The organism is Pseudomonas sp. AP19, from assembly GCF_001728855.1.
Taxonomy (GTDB): domain Bacteria; phylum Pseudomonadota; class Gammaproteobacteria; order Pseudomonadales; family Pseudomonadaceae; genus Aquipseudomonas; species Aquipseudomonas fluorescens.
The window spans coordinates 77,575-103,454 of sequence record NZ_LXJP01000011.1 but is presented as its reverse complement, the minus strand read 5'-3'; the positions used below and the strand labels follow the sequence as shown (position 1 = coordinate 103,454).

19 protein-coding genes are annotated in these 25,880 nt (G+C 61.2%); 11 read left to right on the top strand and 8 right to left on the bottom strand.

What is annotated here, in order from left to right; translation table 11 throughout:
* Positions 1-15 precede the first annotated feature (15 nt).
* Positions 16-1,593: a glutamine-hydrolyzing GMP synthase gene (guaA, locus tag A7D21_RS10935; RefSeq protein ID WP_069551700.1), complete on the top strand. Its 1,578-nt coding sequence runs from the start codon at positions 16-18 to the stop codon at positions 1,591-1,593.
* Positions 1,594-1,775: 182 nt separating this feature from the next.
* Here the strand turns inward: guaA and A7D21_RS10930 are convergent, their stop codons facing one another.
* Genes A7D21_RS10930 through treR form a run of 3 tightly spaced genes read right to left on the bottom strand, consistent with a single transcriptional unit; the run spans position 1,776 to position 3,639 of the window.
* A complete protein-coding gene (locus tag A7D21_RS10930) occupies positions 1,776-2,087 on the bottom strand; it encodes a hypothetical protein (protein WP_053258041.1) in 312 nt (103 codons plus the stop codon).
* Positions 2,088-2,143: 56 nt separating this feature from the next.
* Positions 2,144-2,914 (bottom strand): APH(3')-II family aminoglycoside O-phosphotransferase, encoded by a 771-nt coding sequence (locus A7D21_RS10925; protein WP_053257859.1) that lies wholly within the window; start codon positions 2,912-2,914, stop codon positions 2,144-2,146.
* Between the two features lie 20 nt (positions 2,915-2,934).
* Positions 2,935-3,639, bottom strand: coding sequence for a trehalose operon repressor (gene treR, locus A7D21_RS10920; RefSeq protein WP_069551698.1), 705 nt, complete (start codon positions 3,637-3,639; stop codon positions 2,935-2,937).
* Positions 3,640-3,890: 251 nt separating this feature from the next.
* Here treR and treP point away from each other — a divergent pair, with 251 nt between their 5' ends.
* The 5 genes from treP (at position 3,891) to A7D21_RS10895 (ending at position 11,394) form a co-directional block, all read left to right on the top strand.
* Complete coding sequence (gene treP / locus A7D21_RS10915; protein ID WP_069551697.1) at positions 3,891-5,333, top strand: PTS system trehalose-specific EIIBC component; 1,443 nt, start codon at positions 3,891-3,893, stop codon at positions 5,331-5,333.
* Positions 5,334-5,457: 124 nt separating this feature from the next.
* Positions 5,458-7,104 carry an alpha,alpha-phosphotrehalase gene (gene treC, locus A7D21_RS10910; RefSeq protein WP_069551696.1) on the top strand — a complete coding sequence of 549 codons (1,647 nt, stop codon included), beginning with the start codon at positions 5,458-5,460 and terminating at the stop codon, positions 7,102-7,104.
* Between the two features lie 72 nt (positions 7,105-7,176).
* Positions 7,177-8,397 (top strand): carbohydrate porin, encoded by a 1,221-nt coding sequence (locus A7D21_RS10905; protein WP_069551695.1) that lies wholly within the window; start codon positions 7,177-7,179, stop codon positions 8,395-8,397.
* Positions 8,398-8,581: 184 nt separating this feature from the next.
* Complete coding sequence (gene ptsP, locus A7D21_RS10900) at positions 8,582-11,113, top strand: phosphoenolpyruvate--protein phosphotransferase (RefSeq protein WP_053257854.1); 2,532 nt, start codon at positions 8,582-8,584, stop codon at positions 11,111-11,113.
* Positions 11,114-11,115: 2 nt separating this feature from the next.
* On the top strand, positions 11,116-11,394 hold the full coding sequence (locus tag A7D21_RS10895) for a PTS transporter subunit EIIB (RefSeq protein WP_069551694.1): 279 nt from the start codon (positions 11,116-11,118) through the stop codon (positions 11,392-11,394).
* A 137-nt stretch (positions 11,395-11,531) separates the two neighbouring features.
* Here A7D21_RS10895 and mltF read toward each other — a convergent pair whose 3' ends face one another.
* Complete coding sequence (mltF, locus tag A7D21_RS10890) at positions 11,532-12,992, bottom strand: membrane-bound lytic murein transglycosylase MltF (protein WP_053257852.1); 1,461 nt, start codon at positions 12,990-12,992, stop codon at positions 11,532-11,534.
* Between the two features lie 287 nt (positions 12,993-13,279).
* On the opposite strand from mltF, the gene purL reads away from it, so the two are divergent.
* From purL to A7D21_RS10865, 5 genes are all read left to right on the top strand, one after another.
* The gene (gene purL / locus A7D21_RS10885; RefSeq protein WP_069551693.1) at positions 13,280-17,176 is read left to right on the top strand and encodes a phosphoribosylformylglycinamidine synthase; all 3,897 of its coding nucleotides are present in this window, start codon (positions 13,280-13,282) and stop codon (positions 17,174-17,176) included.
* Between the two features lie 4 nt (positions 17,177-17,180).
* Positions 17,181-17,492, top strand: coding sequence for an NGG1p interacting factor NIF3 (locus A7D21_RS10880; protein ID WP_065908663.1), 312 nt, complete (start codon positions 17,181-17,183; stop codon positions 17,490-17,492).
* Positions 17,493-17,792: 300 nt separating this feature from the next.
* Positions 17,793-18,431, top strand: coding sequence for a DUF6036 family nucleotidyltransferase (locus A7D21_RS10875; RefSeq protein ID WP_069551692.1), 639 nt, complete (start codon positions 17,793-17,795; stop codon positions 18,429-18,431).
* Positions 18,415-18,867, top strand: a complete 453-nt coding sequence (locus tag A7D21_RS10870; protein WP_069551691.1) for a hypothetical protein — start codon at positions 18,415-18,417, stop codon at positions 18,865-18,867. The genes A7D21_RS10875 and A7D21_RS10870 overlap by 17 nt, the downstream gene beginning before the upstream one ends.
* 237 nt (positions 18,868-19,104) lie before the next feature.
* On the top strand, positions 19,105-19,365 hold the full coding sequence (locus A7D21_RS10865; RefSeq protein WP_069551714.1) for a DUF6124 family protein: 261 nt from the start codon (positions 19,105-19,107) through the stop codon (positions 19,363-19,365).
* Positions 19,366-19,492: 127 nt separating this feature from the next.
* Here A7D21_RS10865 and nagE read toward each other — a convergent pair whose 3' ends face one another.
* From nagE to nagA, 4 genes are read right to left on the bottom strand one after another with little or no spacing between them, the layout of a single operon-like run.
* Positions 19,493-21,199 carry an N-acetylglucosamine-specific PTS transporter subunit IIBC gene (gene nagE / locus A7D21_RS10860; protein WP_069551690.1) on the bottom strand — a complete coding sequence of 569 codons (1,707 nt, stop codon included), beginning with the start codon at positions 21,197-21,199 and terminating at the stop codon, positions 19,493-19,495.
* 26 nt (positions 21,200-21,225) lie between these two features.
* On the bottom strand, positions 21,226-23,736 hold the full coding sequence (ptsP, locus tag A7D21_RS10855; protein ID WP_069551689.1) for a phosphoenolpyruvate--protein phosphotransferase: 2,511 nt from the start codon (positions 23,734-23,736) through the stop codon (positions 21,226-21,228).
* 29 nt (positions 23,737-23,765) lie between these two features.
* The gene (locus A7D21_RS10850) at positions 23,766-24,776 is read right to left on the bottom strand and encodes an SIS domain-containing protein (protein ID WP_053257846.1); all 1,011 of its coding nucleotides are present in this window, start codon (positions 24,774-24,776) and stop codon (positions 23,766-23,768) included.
* The gene (nagA, locus tag A7D21_RS10845) at positions 24,769-25,875 is read right to left on the bottom strand and encodes an N-acetylglucosamine-6-phosphate deacetylase (RefSeq protein ID WP_069551688.1); all 1,107 of its coding nucleotides are present in this window, start codon (positions 25,873-25,875) and stop codon (positions 24,769-24,771) included. The genes A7D21_RS10850 and nagA overlap by 8 nt, the downstream gene beginning before the upstream one ends.
* Positions 25,876-25,880: the final 5 nt, after the last annotated feature.

Here is a 25,880-nt window from a genome sequence, read left to right as displayed (position 1 = left end):
GACGAGACTGACCCTATGGCCCTCGACATTCACGCCCACCGCATCCTGATCCTCGACTTCGGTTCCCAGTACACCCAGCTGATCGCCCGCCGCGTGCGTGAAATCGGTGTGTACTGCGAACTGCACCCGTTCGACATGGACGACGAAGCGATCCGCGAATTCGCACCTAAAGGCGTCATCCTCGCCGGTGGCCCCGAGTCCGTGCACGAAGCCAACAGCCCGCGCTGCCCGCAAGCCGTATTTGAACTGGGCGTGCCCGTCTTCGGTATCTGCTACGGCATGCAGACCATGGCCGAGCAACTGGGCGGCAAGGTTGAAGGTTCCGAGCTGCGTGAATTCGGTTATGCCCGTGTCGACGTGGTCGGCAAAAGCCGCCTGCTGGACGGCATCGAAGACCACATCGACGCCGACGGCCTGTTTGGCCTCGACGTATGGATGAGCCACGGTGACAAGGTCACCAAGATGCCGGAAGACTTCCACATCCTGGCCAGCACCCCGAGCTGCCCGATCGCCGGCATGTTCAACGACGAGCGCGGCTACTACGGCGTGCAGTTCCACCCGGAAGTGACCCACACCAAGCAAGGCGGTCGCATCCTGTCGCGCTTCATCCTCGACATCTGCGAGTGTGAAGCCCTGTGGACCCCTTCGAAAATCGCTGAAGACGCGATCGCCAACGTGCGTGCCCAGGTCGGCACCGACAACGTGCTGCTCGGCCTGTCCGGCGGCGTTGACTCCTCCGTGGTTGCCGCGCTGCTGCACAAAGCCATCGGCGACCAGCTGACGTGCGTGTTCGTCGACAACGGCCTGCTGCGCCTGCACGAAGGCGAGCAAGTGATGGCCATGTTCGCTGAGAACATGGGCGTCAAAGTGATCCGCGCCAACGCTGAAGAGCAGTTCCTGAATAACCTGGCCGGCGAGTCCGACCCAGAGAAGAAGCGCAAGATCATCGGCCGCACCTTCATCGACGTCTTCGATGCCCAGTCCAACAAACTGGACAACATCAAGTACCTCGCCCAGGGCACCATCTACCCCGACGTGATCGAGTCGGCTGGCGCCAAAAGCGGCAAGGCCCACGTGATCAAGTCCCACCACAACGTGGGTGGCCTGCCTGAGGAAATGAACCTCAAGCTGGTAGAACCGCTGCGCGAACTGTTCAAGGACGAAGTCCGCCGTCTGGGCCTGGAACTCGGCCTGCCGTACGACATGGTCTACCGTCACCCATTCCCAGGCCCGGGCCTGGGCGTGCGCATCCTGGGTGAAGTGAAGAAGGAATACGCCGACCTGCTGCGTCGCGCCGACCACATCTTCATCGAAGAACTGCGCAAAGCCGACTGGTACCACAAAGTCAGCCAAGCGTTCGTGGTGTTCCAGCCGGTGAAATCGGTTGGGGTTGTAGGCGATGGCCGTCGTTACGCTTGGGTTGTGGCCCTGCGTGCCGTAGAAACCATCGACTTCATGACCGCACGTTGGGCACACCTGCCGTACGAACTGCTGGAAACTGTCAGCGGCCGTATCATCAATGAGATCGAAGGCATTTCGCGCGTGACGTACGACGTGTCGAGCAAGCCGCCGGCGACGATTGAGTGGGAATAATGGTACGCCCGGCATTACCCGGGACCCACTAGCAAAAAATAACCTGAAGCCCGCTTAATTGCGGGCTTTTGGCTTTTTGGGGCCCCCTGGCTCGCTGATGTTGGCGGTCAACAACGCGCCACTGCCCAGCGCTGCTAGCGCCGACATCCCAGCGATGCTGTACAGCCCGCGTAGATCGTGGATTACCGGCGGCCTTCGCACACCGGTGATTCGCCGATGCGGCCTTCCTTGCACAGGTCAATGTTATCGGTGCGCTTGAAACCTGCGTCTTTCATGCAATAAAACTGCGTGAGTACCTGGTCAATCGGCGTCGTGTCCCCCGTCCCTGTGAGGTTGATATAGCCGCAGGCGGTCATCGCGCTCTTGACGTCCTTTTCAGACATCCCGGCCTTCTTCCAATTGGTAAATTCCGGCGGCGGCGGTTGAAAGCCTCTGCCTGTGCAGCCAACCAGTAACACAGCGCAAAAACTCAGCAGCAAGCTTCTCGTGCACATGGCGTTATTCTTCATGTTTTGACTCCGATAAGTATGAGATGCCGTGGGGTGAGTTTTCAGAAAAACTCATCCAACAAGCAGTAGAACCTCACGCGCTGCTCATCAGGCTCAACCCCATAACGCTCAAAAAATGGCTTTACCCATTCCAGCCCAAGGTTACGCTCGATGCTACGTGCCGCCAGCGCCAGGTCTTGATAACGGTCGCTGACGCCCAGGCGCCCGCAGTCGATGAAACCGCTGAAGCGGCCGTCTTGCGCCATGAAGTTCGGCAGGCAGGCGTCACCGTGGGCCACCACTGGATCATAGGTGTTTGGCTGGGTGGACATGAGTTCGGCGAGTACATCCTCGGCGCTGCGCCCGAGTCGTTCGTCGTCGAAGTCGGTCTCATCGACCAGCCCGGCACTGACGTGCTGCTGTGCGCGTGCGATGCGCGACTTGAGGGCGTGATCGAAGGGGCATTGCGCGATGGGGACTTGGTGCAATCTAAGCAGGGCGGTGGCCAGGATGTCGATGGTCTGGGCGGCGGACAGCGTGGTGGCGCTGGCCAGATCCCGCCCCGGTACGGCGGTCATCAATAGCCAGTGGTGGTGGTTGTCTGTCAGCGCATCCAGCACAACGGGTGCAGGCAAATTAACCTGTTGTAACCAGCGAAGGCGTTTGATTTCGTCCGCAAGTTCACCCTGTTCTTCCACGGGCTCGGCCTTCAGGAACAGGTCCGCACTACCGCTCTGGCGCAGGCGAAACACGTCAGCCCGTGATTCACCAATGGCTTGTTGCTCAATCAGTGCTTGCGGGAACTGTTCACGCCATTTGTTTGGAATATTCACGGCACTCACCCTTTCTTGCTTCAACGTCGGGCGATATCCGAAAAGTAAAACTTATCCAACGTATGCCGTGACTCGGTGTACTCGAACTGCCGCCCATCCTGCAAAAACGTCTGGTTGCTCACCACAATCACATGGCTTTGCCCATCCAGATCCAGATGCGCCTGGTCGTCTTTGCTGCGCGGCAGCGCTTCGATGGTGCGCTGGGCGTAGCTGATTTGCAGCTCCAGCGTCTGCTCGATAAACGCGTAGATCGACTGCTCGGCGATGTCACGGTCCAGGCCTGGGATCAGGTCAGCGACGAAATGGTTGATGTCGAGAATCACCCGTTTGCCGCCGATACGCCGTATCCGTTTGATACGCGTGATCAACGTGCCGGGCTCGGCTTCGATGTGTTGCAGCAGTGAGCCTTCCAGCGGGAACTGGCTGAAGTCGACGACTTCGGTGCGTACGTCATCGCCCAGGTCAGCGTGGGTTTCGTGGAAGCTGACGATGCCGCCCAGTTGGAACTCGATGGGGTTGGGCGACAACACAAAGGTGCCCTTGCCGTGGATTTTTTGCGCAAACCCGCGTTCCTGCAACTGCTCGATAGCGCGGCGCACGGTGCCACGGCTGGCTTGATAGGCGTCCATCAGTTCGGTTTCGGAGGGCAGGCGCGTGCCGCGTTGCAGGCGTTCAGTGGTGATGTTGGCAAGCAGATCGGTATAGATCTGGTTGTATTTGCTCATAGCGATGGCTCTGTGCCCGACGTGATGAAGGGTGAACGGTGTTCGAGGCAGGAACCTTAGTGGCAGAGGTGGGCTTTGTCCATTGGACCCACGTGGAATAAGAGAAATGTCTGACTTCAAACTCAGAAAAATAAACATTTCCTAACTCGTACAGACGAGTTATTGCTTTAACTCGTACAGACGAGTATTTTTGCCCTCGGCGTGCTGCCAATGACTGCCCCCAAATAAAAAAATCAAAGTGGATACCAAGCATGAGCCACGATTATTCGAATATCGCCCGCGAGATTCTCGAGAACCTCGGAGGCAGCGACAACCTTGAGCAAGCTGCCCACTGCGTGACGCGCCTGCGCCTCGCGCTCAAGGACCCGAGCCTGGTCAAGAGCAGTGCGTTGAACCAGGTCGATCTGGTCAAAGGCTCGTTCTTCACCGGTGGTTTGTTCCAAGTGGTGATCGGCCCGGGTGAAGTGGAAAAGGTCTACGCCGCCCTGCGCGAACAGACCGGCCTCGCCGCCGCCACCATTGCCGACGTGAAGAAGAAGGGCGCCGACAAGACCAACGCGATGCAGCGTCTGGTGCGCGTATTTTCTGACGTGTTCATGCCGATCCTGCCCGCACTGATCATTGCCGGCCTGCTGATGGGCGTGAACAACCTGATGGGCGCCAAAGGCATGTTCATCGAGGGCAAGACGCTGCTGGAGGCCTATCCAAACCTGGATGGCTTGTGGAGCCTGATCAACCTGATGGCCAACACCTCGTTCGTGTTCCTGCCGGCGCTGGTCGGTTGGTCGGCGGCCAAGCGGTTTGGCGGCAGTGAAATCCTCGGCATCGTGCTCGGCCTGATGCTGGTGCACCCGGATCTGCTCAACGCGTGGAACTACGGCAAGGCAGTCGCCGGGCTCGACGGCCAGAGCCTGCCTTACTTCGATATTTTCGGCTGGTTCAAGATCGAAAAGGTCGGCTACCAGGGGCAGATCCTGCCAATCCTGATGGCGGCCTACGTGATGAGCGTGATTGAAAAATGGCTGCGCGCACGGGTGCCGAATGCGATTCAACTGCTCGTTGTGCCCATCACCACCATCGTCGTCACCGGCGTGTTGGCCCTGGCAGTCATCGGCCCGGTCACCCGCCACCTCGGCATCCTGATCACCGAGGGTGTAGTCACCCTGTTTGACCTGGCGCCGATGGTCGGCGGAGCGATTTTCGGCCTGTTGTATGCGCCGCTGGTGATCACCGGCATGCACCACATGTTCCTTGCCGTGGACCTGCAGCTTATCTCGACCCAGGGCGGCACCTTTATCTGGCCGATGATCGTGATGTCCAACCTGGCCCAGGGCAGCGCTGCGCTCGGCGTGTTCTACATGACCCGCAACGCGCGGGACAAAAGCATGGCCTCGACCTCGGCGATTTCCGCTTACTTCGGTATCACAGAGCCGGCAATGTTCGGGGTGAACCTGCGCTTCAAGTTTCCGTTCTATGCCGCGCTGCTGGGCTCGGCGCTGGGCAGCATTTTCCTGTCGTTGAACAAGGTGACCGCCTCGGCCATCGGCGTCGGTGGTTTGCCGGCGTTTATCTCGATTCTTCCGCAGTACATCCCGGTTTTTGTCATCGGCATGGTCATCGCGATGGTGGTGCCGTTTGTTCTGACCTGTGCGTTGAGCCTGAAGATTGTGCGGCCGGGGTATCGCGTCGCTTGATCGATCGCTATCGCAGGCAAGCCAGCTGCCACATTTGAATGTGTTCACACATCAAAGTGGGAGCCGGGCTGGCCCGCGATGAGGCCCTCAAAGCCAACACACAACTTAATTGAAGGAGTCCACCATGCAAGACTGGCAACACTCGGTGATCTACCAGATCTACCCGAAAAGCTTTCACAGCCACGCGGGTAATCCCACCGGTGACCTGCTGGGCATCGTGGACAAACTCGATTACCTCAAGTGGTTGGGCGTGGATTGCCTGTGGATCACGCCGTTCCTGCGCTCGCCGCAACGCGACAACGGCTACGACATCAGCGACTACTACGCCATCGACCCCAGCTACGGGACCATGGCCGACTGCGACCTGTTGATCAGCGAAGCGGCCAAGCGCGGCATCAAGCTGATGCTCGACATTGTGGTCAACCACACCTCCATCGAGCATGAGTGGTTCCAGCAGGCGCGCAGCAGCCTCGACAACCCGTACCGCGACTTCTATATCTGGCGCGACCAGCCGAATAACTGGGAGTCCAAGTTCGGCGGTTCGGCCTGGGAATACGAGGCGCAAACCGGCCAGTACTTCCTGCACCTGTTCGACCACACCCAGGCTGACCTGAATTGGGACAACCCCAAAGTGCGTGCCGAAGTGTTCAAGCTGATGCGCTTCTGGCGTGACAAAGGCGTGGGCGGTTTTCGCCTGGATGTGATCAACCTGATCTCCAAGCCCGCCGATTTCCCCGAAGACAACACCGACGGCCGGCGCTTCTACACCGATGGCCCGCACGTGCACGAATACCTGCAGGAGATGCACCGCGAAGTCTTCGAAGGCCATGACCTGATCAACGTCGGCGAGATGTCGTCCACCAGCCTGGAACACTGCATCCGCTATTCGAATCCTGCGTCGAAAGAGCTGTCGATGACCTTCAACTTTCATCACCTGAAAGTGGATTACCCGAACCTGCAAAAGTGGGTAAAGGCCGACTTCGATTTCCTGCAACTCAAGCAGATTTTTTCCGACTGGCAGTTGGGCATGCAGGCCGGTGGCGGCTGGAACGCGCTGTTCTGGTGTAACCACGACCAGCCGCGGGTGGTCTCGCGGTTTGGTGACGACGGTGAGTTCCGCGTGGTCTCGGCCAAGATGCTCGCCACTGCGCTGCACTTTCTCCAGGGCACGCCGTATGTGTACCAGGGTGAAGAACTGGGCATGACCAATCCGGGGTTCGACACGATTGATCAGTACCGTGATGTCGAGACGCTGAACATCTTCCGGCTCAAGCGCGATGCCGGTGAGTCCGAAGCGTCGAGCATGGCGGCGATCATGCAGAAATCGCGCGACAACGGCCGCACGCCGATGCAGTGGAGCACCCAGGCCAATGCCGGTTTCAGCCGTGGTGAACCGTGGATCGGGATTCCGGCCAACGCGGCGCAGATCAACGTCGAGCGCCAGCTGGATGACCCTGATTCGGTGTTGCATCACTACCGCGCGCTGATTGCGTTGCGTCGCCACGAGCCGCTGATCCAGAAGGGCGTTTATCGCCAACTGCTGCAAGACCATCTCCAGGTCTGGGCGTACCTGCGCGAAGGCGATGGCGAGCGCTTGCTGGTCCTCAACAACTTTTACGCCAAGCCCTGTGAAATCCAACTGCCGGAAGGCGTTATCAGCGCGGCGAACGAGCAACGCCTGCTGATCAGCAATTACCCCGACTGCGCGTTGTGTTCGAGCACGGTGGTGTTGCGACCTTATGAATCGTTTGTGCTGCACCTCAAGGACTGAGACCCGCTTGAACCCCTGTATGGGAGTGCAGGGGCGCTTCACCAAAACATAATAAAAATATCGGAGTGCTTCATGAAAACAACAATAAAGCTGGGCCTTATTGCGTCGTGTCTCACCGCCCCTTTTGCCGCTCAGGCGCTCGAATTTGCCGGTTATTTGCGCAGCGGCGCGGGCACGTCGACGGGCAGTGGCAAGCAACAGTGTTTCCAACTGCCGGGCGCGCAATCCAAATACCGCCTGGGTAACGAATGCGAGCAGTACGCTGAATTTGAATTGCGCCAGGACCTGCTGACCCTCGATGACGGCTCGGTGCTCAGCGTCGATGCCATGGCGTCCCTGTACAACAAGTACGATCGCGCCCTGAAATTCCAGGGTGAAGACAATGGCTCGGCGCGCATGCCGCAGATGTATGCGCAGTGGTCCAACCTGCCCAGCCTCAATGGCGGTTCGTTGTGGGCCGGCCGGCGTTACTACAAACGTAACGACATCCATATCTCCGACTTCTACTACTGGAACCAGAGCGCCACCGGCGGCGGTATCGAGGACGTGTTGATCGGTGACCTCAAGTACAGCTACGCCCTCTCGCGCAAGGACAACCTGTACCAGAAGGAATACGCGACCCGTCACGACTTCAACGTCGCCGGCTTCAAGACCAACCCCGGCGGTGAACTGGAGTTCGGCTTGAGCTACATCGAAAAAGCCGGCGGGCGTGAGGCCAACAGCGGTTGGGCAATCACCGCGCAGCACGTGCAAAAACCTTTCCTTGGCGGTAAGAACAAATTCGCCTTGCAGTATGGCGAAGGGCCCGGCACGGGCTTGGGTTATACCGGCGACACCGCGCTGGACAAGAGCAGCAAAAGCTACCGCGCCGTGGAGTTTTTTGACTGGCAGGTGACCCCGCGTTTCGGCGGGCAGATCGAGGCGGTGTACCAGAAAGACATTCGCCCTGGCAGCCAGGACCAGACCTGGATGTCCATCGGCGTGCGCCCGGCGTACGCCATCAGCGAGCAGTTCAAACTGGTCACCGAACTTGGGCACGATCAGGTTGAGGCCGCCGGTGGTACGCGCAAGTTGAGCAAATTTACCTTCGCCCCGACCTGGTCGCCCAACGGCCCGGATTTCTGGGCGCGACCAGAGGTGCGTTTGTACTACACCTATGCAACCTGGAACGAAGCGGCCAAGCGCGCGGCGAATGAACTGGCGGCAGGTTCGGCGTTGTCCGACACCGGCGCGTACGGTACGGCGCGGCATGGGTCGAATGTGGGTGTGCAGGTCGAATACTGGTGGAAGTAAATCTGTAAATGTACGCGGACTAAATGTGGGAGCGGGCTTGCTCGCGAAAGCGGTGGGTCATCCAATACATGTGTCGCCTGATACACCGCATTCGCGAGCAAGCCCGCTCCCACATTTGATCTTCGTCATCCCAGGACTCACATCCACCCTATGATTTTTACAGAACCAAACAGCAGGTGAAGTCATGACCACAACTCAACCCCTGGAACTGCTGGCGCCCCTGTCCGGGGTGCTGCTGGCGCTGGATCAGGTGCCCGACCCGGTGTTCTCCAGTCGCGTGATCGGTGACGGCCTGTGCATCGATCCCACCTCGCAAACCCTGTGCGCACCGTTGGCTGGGGTAATCAGCAATATCCAGGACAGTGGGCATGCGGTCAGCGTTACCGACGACAACGGCGTCCAGGTGCTGATGCATATCGGCCTGGACACCGTGAACCTGGCGGGTCAGGGCTTTCGCCGACTGGTGCAGGAGGGCCAGCGGGTGGAGGCCGGGCAGCCGCTGATTGAGTTCGATGCCGACTACGTGGCGCTCAATGCGCGCAGTTTGCTGACCTTGATGCTGGTGGTCAGTGGCGAACCGTTTACGCTGCTGGCCGAGGACGGCGTTGGGGTGGACGCCGGCCAGCCGCTGTTGCGGTTATCGCCGGGGGAGCGCGCTCAAGAAGTCATTGAGGAGGAGGGCGATGCTCGGTTTTCCAAGCCGCTGACCTTGCCCAATACCAACGGCTTGCACGCCCGCCCTGCGGCGGTCTTTGCCCAGGCGGCGAAAGGCTTCAGTTCCAGCATTTACCTGCACAAGCAAACCCAGAGCGCTAACGCCAAGTCGCTGGTGGCGATCATGGCGCTGCAAACCGTACAGGGCGATACCTTGCAGGTGAGTGCGGCGGGTGACGATGCCGAGGCCGCGATTGCCGCATTGGTCGCGCTGCTGGCGCAAGGGTGTGGCGAGGCGATCGCGGCACCGGCCGAGGAGGTCGAGGCTGTTGAGCCAGTGTCGTCGGCGACCTTGCTGCGGGGCGTATGTGCGTCCCCCGGGTCGGCGTTTGGCCAGGTGGTGCAAGTGGCCGAGCCTGAGCTGCAGATTGCTGAAGAGGGCGCAGGCGAGGCGACCGAACAAGCCGTGTTGGCGCGTGGCCTGCTGGCGGCAAGCGAGGCGCTGCAAGCCTTGCAGGCCAAGGCCGCCGGCAGCGCCCAAGCGGAGATCTTCCGCGCCCATCAGGAGTTGCTTGAGGATCCAACCCTGCTGGAGCAAGCCCATGCCCTGCTGGCCAATGGCAAAAGCGCTGCCTTTGCATGGAACCGCGCCACGGTAAACACCGCCACGTTATTCCACGGGCTGGGCAACGCGCTGCTCGCCGAGCGTGCGGCAGACTTGGCGGATGTCGGCCAGCGCGTGCTTAAACTGATCCTTGGTGTCGAGGAGCGTGCCTGGGACTTGCCTGAGCAAGCCATCCTGATCGCCGAGCAACTGACCCCGTCACAGACCGCCAGCCTGGACACGCGCAAGGTCCTGGGGTTTGTCACGGTCGGCGGCGGCGCGACCAGCCATGTTGCAATCCTCGCCCGGGCACTGGGTCTTCCGGCTATTTGCGGTGTGCCAGTGCAGGTGCTGACGCTGGCCAACGGCAAACAGGTACTGCTCGACGCCGACAAGGGCGAGCTGCACCTGGACCCGGACCTGGCTGAAATTGAACAACTGCAGGCGGCGCGCCATCAGCAGGTGCTGCGCCGTCAACGCGAAGTGGCACAGGCGGCCTTGCCGGCCACCACACGCGATGGTCATCACGTTGAGGTCACGGCTAACGTCGCGTCGTTGCAGGAGGTGGAGCAGGCGCTGAGCCTGGGCGGTGAGGGCGTCGGCCTGCTGCGCTCGGAGTTTCTCTACCTGGACCGCAATCGCGCACCGAGCCCCGAAGAGCAGGCCGGTACATATAGCGCCATCGCCCGCGCCCTGGGCACCGAGCGCAATCTGGTGGTGCGCACGCTGGATGTCGGTGGCGACAAACCATTGGCCTACGTGCCAATGGAGAGCGAAACCAACCCCTTCCTCGGTTTGCGCGGTATCCGCCTGTGCCTGGAACGCCCCGCGTTATTGCGCGAGCAGTTCCGCGCGATCCTGGCGAGTGCCGGGTTGGCGCGGCTGCATATCATGCTGCCGATGGTCAGCCTGCTGTCGGAGCTGCACCTGGCACGCAAAATTCTTCAAGAAGAAGCGCTGGCAATGGGGCTCAGCGAGCTACCGAAGCTGGGGATCATGATCGAAGTGCCTGCTGCCGCGTTGATGGCGGACGTTTTCGCGCCGCATGTGGATTTCTTCTCTATCGGCACCAATGACCTGACCCAATACACACTGGCGATGGACCGCGACCACCCACGGCTGGCCAGCCAGGCCGACAGTTTTCATCCGTCGGTGCTGCGCTTGATCGCCACCACGGTCAAGGCCGCCCATGCGCATGGCAAGTGGGTTGGCGTGTGCGGCGCGTTGGCGTCGGAAGCGCTGGCGGTGCCGGTGTTGCTGGGACTTGGCGTGGATGAATTGTCGGTGAGCGTACCGCTGATCCCGACCATCAAGGCCACCGTGCGCGAGCTGGACCTGGCCGACTGCCAGATCATCGCCCGCCAGGTGCTGGGCCTGGAAGAAGCGGCCCAAGTGCGCGAGGCCCTGCGCCTCTATCACGCAGCCACCGTTGAAACCTCACCTGTCGTGGAGCACTGAGCATGTTCGAGAAATTGCAGCGGGCGTTTTGGAAAGCGCTGACCCCGGATCTGATTGCCGAGACGGTGGTGGCGCCGACACCGAGTCTGTTGTCGGCCGCTATGCTGAATGCGTTGGGTGGCGCGGATAATCTCAAGTCGCAGCAGCGCGTGGCGCTGACGCGGGTGCGCGTGCAACTGCTGGATGCCGGGCGCTTGGATACGCAGGCGCTGAAGGCCGCGGGTATTCCGGGGGTGATGGTGTTGACCGGCGGCGTGGTGCATCTGCTCACCGGCCTCTGAAGCCAGGCGCAGATCAAAAATGTGGGAGCGGGCTTGCTCGCGAATGCGGTGTATCAGCTACAGATATATAGCCTGACACACCGCCTTCGCGAGCAAGCCCGCTCCCACATTAGGTTTGTGGTGTTTATAGAGATTATTTACAGCTGCGGGGTGTCTTCAGGCGGCTTGGTCTTGTCGATACCCGGCACGTGCAAGTTGCCATCGACCACCTGGTTGCCTTCCAGCTGCGGCTGGGTCACCCACGTGAGGATGTCGTAGTAGCGCCGGATGTTCGCCACAAAGTGCACCGGCTCACCGCCGCGCGCATAGCCGTAGCGGGTCTTGCTGTACCACTGCTTTTGCGCCAGGCGCGGCAGCATCTTCTTCACATCCAGCCACTTGTTCGGGTTCAGGCCTTCTCGCTTGGCCAGCGTACGCGCATCTTCCAGATGGCCGGTGCCGACGTTGTAGGCGGCGAGGGCGAACCAGGTGCGGTCCGGCTCGGCGATGCTGTCGTCCAGTTCATCCTTGATCTTGGCCAGGTACTTGGCGCCGCCCATGATGCTTTGCTTGGCGTCCAGACGGTTGGACACGCCCATCGCCTGGGCGGTGTTCTGGGTCAGCATCATCAGGCCGCGCACGCCGGTCTTGGAGGTGACAGCCGGCTGCCACAGCGATTCCTGATAGCCGATGGCTGCCAGTAAGCGCCAATCGACTTTCTCTTCCTTGGCGTAGGCTTTGAAATGCTTTTCGTACTTGGGCAGGCGCTGCTGCAAATGCTGCGCGAAGGTGTAGGCACCGACATAGCCGAGTACATCGACATGCCCGTAATAGCGGTCTTTAAGGCGCTGCAGTGTGCCGTTCTTCTCGACCTTGTCGAGGTAGCTGTTGATTTCGTTGAGCAGGCTGTTGTCGTCTCCTGCCGCCACGGCCCAGCTCTGGTTGCTGGCATTGCCCAGGTCGAATGCCACGCGCACGTTGGGGAAGTACACCTGGTTCATCGCGACTTCGTTGGAGTCCACCAGGGTCAGGTCGATTTGCCCCTCGTCCACCATGCGCAGCAGGTCGACCACTTCAACAGCGTCGGACTCTTCGTATTCAATCGCAGGGTTCTGCTTTTTAAGCTCGGCCAATTGCTCGGCGTGGGTGCTGCCCTTGAGCACCATGATCTTCTTGCCCACCAGGTCCGCCGGGGTGGTCGGGCGAGACTGGCCGTTGCGGTAGATGATCTGCGGCGTCACTTCCAGGTACGGATGGGAGAAGCGCACCTGTTGTGCACGCTGCTCGCTGCTGACCAGGCCGGCGGCGGCCAGGACCGGGCCCTTGGGTTTACCCAATTGGCCGAACAGGTCATCGAGGTTGTCAGCGGTCTCGATTTCCAGCTTTACCCCCAGGTCATCGGCAAAACGCTTGACCAGTTCGTACTCGAAACCGGTTTCACCGTTGCGGTCCTGGAAATACGTCGCCGGGCTGTTCCGGGTAATCACCCGCAATACGCCATCCTCCTTGATTCGCTCGAGCGTGCTGGGCTTATCAACACAGGCGCTGAGCATCAGGAAGAGTCCGGTTGCGATGAGCCATTTGGCGTATCGCGGGCGTAAAGCAGTTGGGGAGAACATCTGCGCAGTATACGCAAACGACCCTCGGCGCCATATCTCGACAGCAGGGGACTTGTCTGCTAGCGCCCGCAAAACCGGGCTGAAGCCCGCAGAAACGTGGGTTGGCGAGGGTTTGTGACGGTTAAAATAACTGCGCGCAAAGCCCTGGAAAACGCCCCGATAGCGTGCAATCCGTGCCAACTGACGTTCGGCAGCCGCCAGCCGTGCCGTTTCGGGTGCCGTTGGCGGCGGTTTACGCTAGAATGCACGGCCTCAAAGCACACCCCCTTCCCGAGGCTGTCCCGAAGATGTTGATCCTGCGCGGCGCTCCTGCCCTTTCTGCCTTTCGCCACAGCAAACTCCTTGAGCAACTGAGCCAAAAGGTTCCAGCTGTTACAGGCTTGTATGCTGAATTTGCTCACTTCGCCGACGTTACCGGCGTCTTGACCGCCGACGAACAGCAAGTGCTCGCACGCCTTCTGAAGTACGGCCCCAGCGTTCCCGTTCAAGAGCCAAACGGCCGCTTGTTCCTGGTTCTGCCGCGGTTCGGCACCATCTCGCCCTGGTCGAGCAAGGCCAGTGATATCGCGCGTAACTGCGGCCTGGAAAAAATCCAGCGCCTGGAACGCGGTATCGCTTTCTACGTCGCCGGCCAGTTCAGCGATGCCGAGGCCGAGCTGATCGCCAGCAGCCTGCACGATCGCATGACCCAGATCATCGTCAGCCAGCTGGAACAGGCTGGCGGTCTGTTCAGCCACGCCGAGCCCAAGCCGCTGACCGCGATTGACGTGCTGGGCGGTGGCCGCGCCGCCCTCGAGAAAGCCAACACCGAACTGGGCCTGGCCCTGGCCGAGGACGAGATCGACTACCTGGTCAACGCCTTCAACGGCTTGAAGCGCAACCCGCACGACATCGAACTGATGATGTTCGCCCAGGCCAACTCCGAGCATTGCCGTCACAAGATCTTCAACGCCAGTTGGGACATTGACGGCGAAAGCCAGGAAAAAAGCCTGTTCGGCATGATCAAGAACACCTACGTGATGCACAGCGAAGGCGTTCTGTCGGCTTATAAGGACAACGCTTCGGTCATCGTCGGCTCCGTCGCCGGGCGTTTCTTCCCGGACCCTGAAACCCGCCAGTACGGCGCGGTGCAGGAGCCGGTGCACATCCTGATGAAGGTTGAAACCCACAACCACCCGACCGCGATTGCCCCGTTCCCGGGCGCCGCCACCGGCTCCGGTGGCGAAATCCGTGACGAAGGGGCTACCGGCCGTGGCGCCAAGCCAAAGGCGGGCCTGACCGGTTTCACCGTGTCCAACCTGCAGATCCCGGGCTTCGAACAGCCGTGGGAAGTGCCGTACGGCAAGCCCGAGCGCATTGTGACCGCGCTGGACATCATGATCGAAGGCCCGCTGGGCGGCGCCGCGTTCAACAACGAATTCGGGCGCCCGGCGCTGACCGGCTATTTCCGTACCTTCGAGCAGTCCATCACCACCCCGCGTGGCGACGAAGTGCGCGGCTACCACAAGCCGATCATGTTGGCCGGCGGCATGGGCAACATCCGTGAAGAACACGTCAAGAAAGGCGAGATTCTGGTCGGCTCCAAGCTGATCGTACTCGGCGGCCCGGCGATGTTGATCGGCCTGGGCGGCGGCGCCGCTTCCTCCATGGCCACCGGTACCAGCTCGGCGGACCTGGACTTCGCTTCCGTACAGCGTGAAAACCCTGAAATGGAACGCCGTTGCCAGGAAGTCATCGACCGTTGCTGGCAGTTGGGTGACAAGAACCCGATCAGCTTCATCCACGACGTCGGCGCTGGCGGTTTGTCCAACGCCCTCCCGGAACTGGTCAACGATGGCGACCGTGGTGGCCGTTTCGAACTGCGCAACATTCCAAACGACGAGCCGGGCATGGCCCCGCACGAAATCTGGAGCAACGAATCCCAGGAACGCTACGTGCTGGCCGTCGGCCCTGAAGACTTCGCGCGCTTCCAGGCCATCTGCGAACGCGAGCGTTGCCCGTTCGCCGTGGTCGGCGAAGCCACTGCCGAGCCGCAACTGACGGTCACCGACAGCCACTTCGGCAACAGCCCGGTGGACATGCCACTCGAAGTGCTGCTGGGCAAAGCCCCGCGCATGCACCGTTCGGCGGTACGTGAAGCCGAACTGGGCGATGACTTCGACCCAAGCACGCTGGAACTGGCCGACAGCATCGAACGCGTGCTGCACCACCCGGCCGTGGCGAGCAAAAGCTTCCTGATCACCATCGGCGACCGCACCATCACCGGCCTGGTTGCCCGTGACCAAATGGTTGGCCCATGGCAGGTGCCGGTGGCCGACGTGGCCGTCACCGCCACCAGCTTCGACGTCTACACCGGTGAAGCCATGGCCATGGGCGAGCGCACGCCGCTGGCCTTGCTGGACGCTCCGGCGTCGGGCCGTATGGCCATTGGTGAAACCCTCACCAACATCGCCGCGTCCCGCATCGGCAAGCTGTCCGACATCAAACTGTCGGCCAACTGGATGTCCGCTGCCGGCCACCCGGGTGAAGACGCGCGCCTGTACGACACCGTCAAGGCCGTCGGCATGGAGCTGTGCCCCGAGCTGGGTATCACCATTCCGGTGGGCAAGGACTCCATGTCCATGGCCACCCGTTGGAACGAAGACGGCACCGACAAGAGCGTGACCTCGCCGCTGTCGCTGATCGTTACCGGTTTTGCACCGGTGACCGACATCCGTCAGACCCTGACCCCGCAGCTGCGCATGGACAAGGGCACCACCGACCTGATCCTGATCGACCTGGGCCGTGGCCAGAACCGCATGGGCGCCTCGATCCTCGCGCAAACCCACGGCAAGCTCGGCAAGCACGCGCCGGACGTGGATGACGCTGAAGACCTCAAAGCGTTCTTCGCGGTGATCCAGGGCCTGAACGCCGACGGCCACCTGCTGGCGTACCACGACCGTTCCGACGGTGGTTTGCTGACCAGCGTGGTGGAAATGGCCTTCGCCGGTCACTGCGGCCTGAACATCGTGCTCGACAGCGTTGCCGAGGATGCCGCCGAGATCAACGGCATCCTGTTCAACGAAGAGTTGGGCGCCGTGATCCAGGTTCGCCAGGACGCTACCCCGGACGTACTCGCACAATTCAGCGCCGCTGGCCTGGACGACTGCGTGGCGGTGATTGGCCAGCCGATCAACAACGGCGAAATCAACATCTCCTTCAACGGCGATACCGTGTTTGCCGGCCAGCGCCGTCTGCTGCAACGCCAGTGGGCCGAGACCAGCTACCAGATCCAACGCCTGCGCGATAACGCCGACTGCGCCGAGCAGGAATTCGACGTGATCCTGGAAGAAGACAACCCGGGCCTGAGCACCAAGCTCAGCTTCGACGTTAACCAGGACATCGCCGCGCCTTACATCAAGAAAGGCATCCGCCCACAAGTGGCCGTACTGCGTGAGCAGGGCGTCAACGGCCAGGTGGAAATGGCGGCCGCGTTCGACCGCGCCGGCTTCAATGCGATCGACGTGCACATGAGCGACATCCTCGCCGGTCGTGTTGACCTCAATGAGTTCAAAGGCCTGGTGGCCTGCGGCGGTTTCTCCTACGGCGACGTGCTGGGTGCCGGTGAAGGCTGGGCCAAGTCGGCGCTGTTCAACAGCCGTGCGCGCGATGCGTTCCAGGGCTTCTTCGAGCGCAACGACAGCTTCACCCTGGGTGTGTGTAACGGTTGCCAGATGATGTCCAACCTCCACGAGCTGATCCCGGGCAGCGAGTTCTGGCCGCACTTTGTGCGTAACCGTTCCGAGCAGTTCGAAGCCCGTGTCGCCATGGTGCAGGTGCAAGAGTCCAACTCGATCTTCCTGCAAGGCATGGCCGGCTCGCGTATGCCGATCGCCATCGCCCACGGTGAAGGTCACGCTGAATTCTCCAGCGAAGAAGCCTTGCTGGAAGCCGACCTGTCCGGCTGCGTGGCCATGCGTTTCGTCGATAACCACGGCAAGGTCACTGAAAGCTACCCGGCCAACCCGAACGGCTCGCCGCGCGGGATCACCGGCCTTACCAGCCGCGACGGTCGCGTGACCATCATGATGCCGCACCCGGAGCGGGTGTTCCGCGCCGTGCAGAACTCGTGGCGCCCGGAAGAGTGGAACGAAGACGGCGCCTGGATGCGCATGTTCCGCAACGCTCGCGTGTGGGTGAACTAAGGCGGTGTACAAGCTCAGCTTCTTTGTGCCCGACAGCCATGTGGAGACGGTGAAAACCGCCGTCTTCGCCGCTGGCGGCGGGCGCATCGGCGACTACGACAGCTGCGCCTGGCAAGTGCTGGGCCAGGGCCAATTTCGCGCGTTGGACGGCAGCCAGCCGTTTATCGGGCAAGTCGGCCAGGTTGAAGTGGTTGAAGAATGGAAAGTTGAGCTGGTGGTGGCGGATGAGTTGATCGTGGCGGTTGTAGCCGCGTTGAAACTGAGCCATCCCTATGAGACACCGGCGTATGAGGTGTGGCAGTTGGCGGATTTTTGATTCGCAGATTGCAGAAACAAGAAACCCGCTGGGCCAGTTTGGTCAGCGGGTTTTTTGTTGTTTGCAAGGGCCAATCGCCGGCAAGCCAGCTCCCACAGTTTGATCTGTGAATACGTTCAAAATGTGGGAGCTGGCTTGCCTGCGATGGCGCCGGGACAGGCGCATCAGATCTTTCCCGCAGGCTTTTCAGGTTGTCCCTAGGAACTCGCCTCAATAGCCTTCCTCGGTCACTGACCAATCAGTGATCGGGATTTGAACTCAAGACCCGTTCGGCAATGCTGCACCGGCTTGAGATTAATAATGGATTTTCCAGATACCGTCGCTCCTCGCCTCAATACGAGTACCCCACTGGGCCAGGCTTTGATTTCAATGTTCAAGTCCATCGAGGTGGAGTTGATGGTTGAGGGCGCCAAGCCCGGCGCGGTGAAGGTTATTGTCTTTGGTGGCTGTGCTGTCCATTTGTATACGCACCATCGAGTTTCCACTGATGTGGATGCAGAGATTTACTGCGCGAATACTCGAGACACATTGCGTCTACGGACATTGCTGGCGGAGTTTCCAGAAGCATTTTTCGATGAGCAATCCGGCCGCGTCATGGAGCTGAACTACGATCTTCAATACAACACTGCATTTGGCCCGCTTCACGAAGACTACTGGGAACGAAGTATTCCCCTTGAGGAATTTCCTCACGAGTCTGCACTGCATCTGCACATTGCTGCGCCTATCGATATTGCGATCTCCAAATTGGGCAGAGCTACGGATCAGGATGTAAGCGACATCATGGTGTTGCTCAGGGCAGGCTTCATCCTTGCCACTGAGTTCCGTCGATTGGCATTGCAGGCGATTGATATGTCTGTTGGCAACAAAGAATCACCTAGATCCATTCTGAACAATATTCTGCACGACTACCTGGAGACTGAAGTTGACGAAGCCTTTTAACGCGCCCGTCCTCTCATCCGCCTTGGATACGCTGGTCAAAAGCCCTTTGAATCAGGCTGATGACGCGGCGCTTGTCTGTGCAGCAAAAGCGGTTTGGTACTCGGACGCGAACCTTGTGGGTGAGGTGAGGGCTTTTCTGAAGGCGCATTCCAGTGAGGTGGAGCTTCGTCGCGCAGGTTACTTGCTTGAGCGCTTCACGCGCTTTTCATGTGCGACGGATTCCCGGGTAATGGAAGCGTTGAAGGCGCTTGAATTGTTTTCGGCTTCTGCTGCCAAGCAAAACGTGCAACCACAAGGCGCTGTTGCGCTGCGCAGCCGTCGTGATGAATTGGCGGTGTCTTGGGGGTTGAGTGAGGGGCTGGGGTTGAAGGCTCAAGCGCTGATGCCTTTCCAGACTCGCCATTACGAAGCCGAACAGCGTGCGGCATCTGCTTAGGCGTAGATTACAAACAAAGAACCCGGCTTGGACCGGGTTTTTTATTGCCTGCGATATCTTCAAGTCTCGGAGACTTCCTACAGGGCTTTCAGGTTGTCCCTAGGAACTGGCGGCACTAGTCTTCTCGGGTCGCTGCCAATGTGGCGACCGGGACTGCAAGCCTGAAAATTTCACCAGGAGCCTATTTCTGTATGGAGTTTTACGATGATCAGCGACAACTTACGACTTGATATAACCATGCCTAAAGCTGCGTCCCACCTAGCAGGCGATCAACCAACCGAGCAAATCTTCTCCGTACTCCCCAACCTGAACAGCGAAACCCTGCTCGCCAATGCCTCCCAAGACCTGGCATCCGTGCAGGCGCTGGCGGGCAATCTGGCGTTTGACATCGACGGCCCGCAGCGTGATGCGGTGCTGGGGATTCATCGGATGCTGGAGGGTATCCAGTTGATGGTGGATCGGGTGTTGGATTTAGTTGAGGTGCCTGAACAGAAGTGATCGGGTGCCTATGAGGCCCATTCGCGAGCAAGCCCGCTCCCACATTTGACCGCATTGCCACGTCGGGCACCGATCAAAATGTGGGAGCGGGCTTGCTCGCGAAGAGGCCAGAGCCGCCGCTACATTTCTAAACCCTGGCACCGACCTTGCGGCCACCGACCAACCGCTCCAAAGCCTCACCCAACCCCAAGGCCTTGTCACCAATCAACAGGTGCCAAACCCCGCTGTCCAGTTGGCTCACACCCTGGCAACCCAGCGCAGTCAGGTCCTCTTCAGACAGCACCGAATCATCCCCCAGTTCCACCCGTAACCGGGTCATCGCCACCGCTTCCAGCTGGCGCACATTCGTGCGGCCGCCTAAAGCATTCAGCCACTTCTCGGCCTCCTGCACATTCACCGCAACCGGTTTATCCACAGGCTGGGCGGCCACCGGCGCACTGGCAACAAACGACGGCATCGCCAGGCGGATCTCATCCGCAATGCTGTCGGCCATCGGCCCTACGACCACCTGCAAACTCCCGCCGTTACCCGGCCGAACCACAGCCATGGCGCCCAGTGCTTTCAACTGCGCATCCACCGCCTTGTTGCGATCCACCATGTCCAGGCGCAGACGTGTAGTGCACGCGCCGACACTCAGCAAATTCTCTGCACCGCCGAGTGCGCGGATGTAGGCACTGGCCCGCTGGTTATCGGTCATCACCTCAGCCTGCACCACCTGGATGTCTTCACGCCCCGGTGTCTTCAGGTTGAACCGACGAATGCAATAGTTGAACACGCTGTAGTAGATCACCGCGTAAGCCAACCCGACCGGGAATACCAGCCAGCCGTTGGTGGATTTGCCCCAACCGAGCACCATGTCGATAAAGCCACCGGAGAAGGTAAAGCCCAGGTGGATATTCAGCATGTTGGTCACGGCCATCGACAGGCCGGTGAGCACCGCGTGGATCAGGTACAAAAATGGTGCGAGGAACATAAACGCGAATTCGATCGGCTCAGTCACGCCGGTCAAAAACGAGGTCAGCGCCATCGACAGGAAAATCCCGCCCATGACCTTGCGGCGTTCCGGCAGTGCATTGCGGTACATCGCCAAACACGCGGCGGGCAGGCCGAACAGCATCACCGGGAACATGCCGGTCATGAACTGGCCGCCTTTCGGGTCGCCGGCAAAATAGCGGGTCAGGTCGCCGGTGACGATGGCGCCGGTGGTTGGGTCGGTAAAGCTGCCGAACACAAACCACGCCATGTTGTTGAGGATATGGTGCAGGCCGGTGACGATCAGCAGGCGGTTGAACACGCCAAACACGAAGGCACCAAAGCTACCGCTTTCCATCAGCAGCACGCCAAAACTGTTGATGCCGTGCTGGATCGGCGGCCAGATCAGGCCAAAGATCACCCCCAGGGCGACCGCCGAAAACCCGGTGACAATCGGCACAAACCGTCGCCCACCAAAGAAGGCCAGGTACTCCGGCAGCTTGATGTCCTTGAAGCGGTTATACAGCCCACCGGCCATCAAGCCGCTGGCGATACCGGCGAGCATGCCCATGTTGATGGTGGTGTCCATCACCTTGAGCGTGGAGATCATCACCAGGTAACCAATCGCCCCGGCCAAACCTGCCGTGCCGTTATTGTCGCGGGCAAAACCCACCGCAATACCGATGGCGAAGATCAGCGCCAGGTTGGCGAAAATTGCTTGCCCGGCATCGTGCATCACCGCGATGTTCAAAAGATCGGTGTCGCCCAGGCGCAGCAAGAGGCCGGCGATCGGCAGAATCGCGATCGGCAGCATCAGCGCGCGGCCGAGGCGTTGCAAGCCTTCGATAAAGTGTTGGTACATGGCGTGTCTCCCTATTCTTGTTGTTTTCAGCTCAGCGGCCAGTGGTGTTGACAGACTTGGCGAACGGCTTTGGCGCTGCTCAGGTCGAGCAGGCCCTGGCTCAATTGCCGGCATTGCGCCGCATCCAGGTGGCGGACACGGTCCTTGATTTCTCCGATTTGCGGCGGGCTGACGGACAGTTCACTCACACCCAGGCCAACCAGCACCGGCGTGGCCAGCGGGTCGGACGCCAGGGCGCCGCACACACCGACCCAACGCCCGTGTTTGGCCGCCCCCGCGCAAGTCTGGGCGATCAGCCGTAGCAAGGCCGGGTGCAGCGCATCGACCCGGGCGGCGAGGCCGGCGTGGTCGCGGTCCATGGCCAGGGTGTACTGGGACAGGTCATTGGTGCCAATGGACAGGAAGTCCGCGTGCTGGGCCAGTTGGTCGGCCATCAGCGCGGCGGCGGGCACTTCGATCATCACGCCCAGTTCCGGGCGCTGGGTCAGTTCCAGCTCCGCGCAGAGTTCATCCAGACGCTGGCGGATCTGCAGCAGTTCATCCACCTCGCTGACCATCGGCAGCAGGATGCGGCAACGCGCCAGCGGAGACACTTGCAGCAGGGCGCGCAGTTGTTGGTCGAGCACGTCCGGGCGTACCTGCGCCAGGCGAATGCCGCGCAGGCCCAGCACCGGGTTGGCCTCAACCGGCAGCGGCAGGTAGTCGAGCTGTTTGTCGCCGCCCACGTCGATGGTGCGGATGATCACCGACTTGTCGCCCATGGCGTCCAGCACGGCCTGGTAGGCCTGGCGTTGCTCCTGCTCATCCGGCGCGGTGCGGCGGTCGACAAACAGGAATTCGGTGCGCAACAGGCCAACGCCATCGGCGCCGTTTTCAAACGCCACTTGGGCTTCGGCGCTGGAGGCGACATTGGCAGCGACTTCAATGCTCACGCCATCGGTGGTGCGCGCCGGTTCCTGCGCGAAGGCCTGTTGCTGTTGGCGGCGCAGGGTTTGCGCATCGCGAATCTGGTGCACTTCAGCGTGGCGCGCCTCGCTGGGTGCCAGTTCCAGGCGACCGTTGGCCGCGTCCAGCACCACGCGTTGGCCTTGGGGCACATCGAGCACTTCGGCGCCCAGCGCGACCACACACGGCAAGCCTTTGCCGCGGGCCAAAATCGCGACGTGGGACGTGGCGCCGCCTTCGGCCATGCAAATGCCTACGGCGTTTTGCGCGCTCAATTGCAGCAGGTCGGAGGGGGTCAGTTCATGGGCGCTGACAATCGCACCGGCCGGCAATTCGAAGTGCCAGGCTTGCCCCAACAGCGCACGAAGTACGCGTTGTTGCAGGTCGCGCAGGTCGTTGGCGCGCTCGGCAAACAGCGGTTTGCCCAGGGCCAGCAACACTGCGCATTGCGCCTGGATTGCATCGCGCCAGGCGTGGGTGGCGGCGCTGCCGTGTTCGATGGCGCCAGTGGCGGCGTCCAGCAGCGTGGGGTCTTCCAATAGCGCAAGGTGGGCGGCGAAGATGTCTTCTTCTTCGACATTCTTGCGTTGCCGTGCATGCTCCAGGGTAATGCGGATTTCGCCGCGCACGTGCTCCAGCGCGGTGTCCAGGCGCTGCAGTTGTTCGTCGGCGACATGGTTGCCCGTGTCTTGCGGCAGTTCGATACCGGTGAGGCGAAACAGCGGCCCGCAGACCAGACCGGGCGCGGCGCACACGCCTTGCAACACACCGGCTTCGGTGCTCACCCGACGCGGTGCCACGGCTACCGGCGCGTGGTGTTCTTCACTCACAGCCACCGAGAGTGCGGCCACCAACGCCTGCAACGCCGCCTCGCAATCCTTGCCGCGACAGGTGATCCGCACTTCATCACCTTCACCAATGCCCAACCCCATCAAACCAATCAGGCTGTCGCACGGCGCCGACTTACCGGCGAAGTGCAGCTCTGCATGGCTGCTGAACCCTTGCGCGGTCTTGCGCACCAGGGCGGCGGGGCGGGCATGCAAACCGCCACGGTGGGTAATGCGCACGCTGGCGCGCACTTCGGTGACCGAGTTATCCACAGCCGCCGGCGACAGCGCTGCCGAGCGCGCAACAATGTGCAGCAACGGCTCACCCACCTTGACGGTTTTTCCCGCTACCGGCCGCAGCTCAAAGCGCTCGCCATTGGTCAGAATGATCAGGCTGATCAGGCTTTTGCACTGGCGTGCGATACGGTCCAGATCAAACTGCACCAGCGCCTGGCCCTGACTCACCCGTGCGCCTTCCTTCACGAGCAGCGCAAACCCTTCGCCATTCAGCTCCACGGTGTCGATGCCCACATGCATCAGCACCTCGGCACCATTTTCGGCGCGAATCGTCAGCGCATGCCCGGTGCGGGCGACATGGATAATCACCCCGTCACAGGGCGCGTGCAGGCAGTCATTCAGCGGGTCGATGGCAATACCGTCGCCCATGGCGCCGCTGGCGAACACTTCGTCGGGAACGTTGCCCAGGGTCAGCACCGGGCCACTGAGTGGGGCGCTTAGGGTCAATTCATTATTGTTGTAAGACATGGGCACGGTACTCATCAGGAAAACGCTACTCAGTGAGTGCGGGTAACTTTGCTCAGGTGACGCGGCTGGTCCGGGTCCATGCCCCGCGCTTCAGCCAGGCCCGCAGCCATTACGTAAAAGCTTTGGATCGCCAGGATCGGGTCAAGGCTTGGGTGTTCGGCGCGGGTCAGGGTCAGGTCGCGCTCGCTGATATCGTCCGGCGCGGCCAGCAGCACGCGGGCGCCGCGTTGGCGCATGTCAGCGGCCAGGCTCAACAAGCCGGCCTGCTCTGCACCGCGTGGGGCGAACACCAGCAACGGGTAGCCTTGGTCGATCAAAGCCATCGGCCCGTGACGCACTTCGGCACTGCTGAAGGCTTCGGCCTGGATCGCCGACGTTTCCTTGAGCTTGAGTGCGGCTTCCTGGGCGATGGCAAAACCGGCGCCGCGGCCGATGACAATCAGCCGCTGACTGGCGCGCAAGGCCTCGACCGCTGCGCGCCAGTCCTGGGTGGCGGCCTCACGCAGGCCGGCGGGCAACGCCTGGCAGGCTTGCAGCAGCAACAGGTCCTGGTTCCAGTGGCCGATCAGCTGCGCGCTGGCGCTGAGGGTGGCGATAAAGCTTTTGGTGGCGGCCACGCTGTGTTCCGGCCCGGCGCACAACGGCACATGGAATTCGCAGGCGGCTTCCAGCGGCGAGTCTTCGGCGTTGACCATCGAAATGCTCAAGGCGCCGCGTTTGCGCAGCAGGCGCAGGCTGTTGACCAGGTCCGGGCTTTGCCCCGATTGGGAGAAACCGAACGCGACCTGGCCACTGACTTTCAGCGGCGCCTGCAACAAGGTCACCACCGACATCGGCAACGACGCCACCGGAATGCCCACATGCTGCATGGCCAGGTAGGCGAAGTAACTGGCGGCATGGTCTGAACTGCCACGGGCGATGGTCATCGCCACTTGCGGCGGCTGGCGGCGCAGGCGCCCGGCGACTTCTTCCAGCATCGGGTGCAGGCGTTGCAGTTGCGCCGCGACGGCGTCACAGGAGGCCAGGGCCTCTTCAAGCATTTTTGAAGTCAATGGTTTCTCCTTCGACCATTACGTCGGTGAGTGTCAGGGAGCGGTCCATGCGCACGCAGTCGGCAAAGCTGCCCGGTTGCAGGCGCCCGCGTTCTTCCAGGCCCAGGTAATCCGCAGGAAATTGCGACAGGCGTTGTGAGGCTTCGCTGATGGGCAGGCCGATTTTCACCAGGTTGCGCAGCGCCTGGTCCATCGTCAGGGTGCTGCCCGCCAGCGTGCCGTCCGCCAGGCGTACGCCGCCCAGGCATTTGGTGACGGTGTGGCTGCCCAGCTTGTATTCGCCATCGGGCATGCCGGCGGCGGCGGTGGAATCGGTGACGCAGTAAAGGCACGGGATCGAGCGCAAGGCCACGCGGATGGCGCCGGGGTGTACGTGGAGCAAATCCGGGATCAATTCCGCGTATTTGGCGTGGGCCAGGGCGGCGCCGACGATGCCCGGTTCGCGGTGATGCAGCGGGCTCATGGCGTTATACAAATGCGTGAAGCTGGTAGCGCCGGCCGCGAGGGCGGCGACACCTTCTTCATAACTGCCCAGGGTGTGGCCGATCTGCATGCGCACACCGCGTTGGCTGAGCGCGCGGATCAGGGTGTCGTGGCCGGCGATCTCCGGCGCAATGGTGATCACCCGGATGGGCGCCAGGCGCAGGTAGGCTTCGACCTCGGCCATCAGCGCAGTGTGGGCGAAGTTGGGTTGTGCACCAAGTTTGCCGGGGTTGATGTAGGGCCCTTCCAGGTGCACGCCGAGTACACGGGCGCTGCCGGTGGGGCGCTGCTCGCAGAAGGTGCCGAGCTGGCCGAGCACACGAGAGATTTCGTCCACCGGCGCGGTCATGGTGGTGGCCAGCAGCGAGGTCGTGCCAAACCGCACGTGGGTGCGGGTGATGGTCTCGAAGGCGGCGACGCCTTCCATGATGTCTTTGCCGCCACCACCGTGTACGTGCAGGTCGATAAAGCCCGGCAGCAGGTACGGCAAATCGTTTTCAGCCGGGTCGCACGGCGTGCCTTCGATGGCGACCACCTTGCCGTGTGCGTGCACCAGGCGGCCGCGAATCCAGCCACCGGGTGTGAGGATGTTGTCTTCGGACATGGGCA

Bases quoted from the DNA above. Each gene is read 5' to 3' on its own strand.
- guaA (WP_069551700.1), top strand. From the start codon at position 16: ATGGCCCTCGACATTCACGCCCACCGCATCCTGATCCTCGACTTCGGT.
- A7D21_RS10930 (WP_053258041.1), bottom strand. From the start codon at position 2,087: ATGTGCACGAGAAGCTTGCTGCTGAGTTTTTGCGCTGTGTTACTGGTT.
- treR (WP_069551698.1), bottom strand. From the start codon at position 3,639: ATGAGCAAATACAACCAGATCTATACCGATCTGCTTGCCAACATCACC.
- treP (WP_069551697.1), top strand. From the start codon at position 3,891: ATGAGCCACGATTATTCGAATATCGCCCGCGAGATTCTCGAGAACCTC.
- treC (WP_069551696.1), top strand. From the start codon at position 5,458: ATGCAAGACTGGCAACACTCGGTGATCTACCAGATCTACCCGAAAAGC.
- A7D21_RS10905 (WP_069551695.1), top strand. From the start codon at position 7,177: ATGAAAACAACAATAAAGCTGGGCCTTATTGCGTCGTGTCTCACCGCC.
- ptsP (WP_053257854.1), top strand. From the start codon at position 8,582: ATGACCACAACTCAACCCCTGGAACTGCTGGCGCCCCTGTCCGGGGTG.
- A7D21_RS10895 (WP_069551694.1), top strand. From the start codon at position 11,116: ATGTTCGAGAAATTGCAGCGGGCGTTTTGGAAAGCGCTGACCCCGGAT.
- mltF (WP_053257852.1), bottom strand. From the start codon at position 12,992: ATGTTCTCCCCAACTGCTTTACGCCCGCGATACGCCAAATGGCTCATC.
- purL (WP_069551693.1), top strand. From the start codon at position 13,280: ATGTTGATCCTGCGCGGCGCTCCTGCCCTTTCTGCCTTTCGCCACAGC.
- A7D21_RS10875 (WP_069551692.1), top strand. From the start codon at position 17,793: ATGGATTTTCCAGATACCGTCGCTCCTCGCCTCAATACGAGTACCCCA.
- A7D21_RS10865 (WP_069551714.1), top strand. From the start codon at position 19,105: ATGCCTAAAGCTGCGTCCCACCTAGCAGGCGATCAACCAACCGAGCAA.
- nagE (WP_069551690.1), bottom strand. From the start codon at position 21,199: ATGTACCAACACTTTATCGAAGGCTTGCAACGCCTCGGCCGCGCGCTG.
- ptsP (WP_069551689.1), bottom strand. From the start codon at position 23,736: ATGTCTTACAACAATAATGAATTGACCCTAAGCGCCCCACTCAGTGGC.
- A7D21_RS10850 (WP_053257846.1), bottom strand. From the start codon at position 24,776: ATGCTTGAAGAGGCCCTGGCCTCCTGTGACGCCGTCGCGGCGCAACTG.
- nagA (WP_069551688.1), bottom strand. From the start codon at position 25,875: ATGTCCGAAGACAACATCCTCACACCCGGTGGCTGGATTCGCGGCCGC.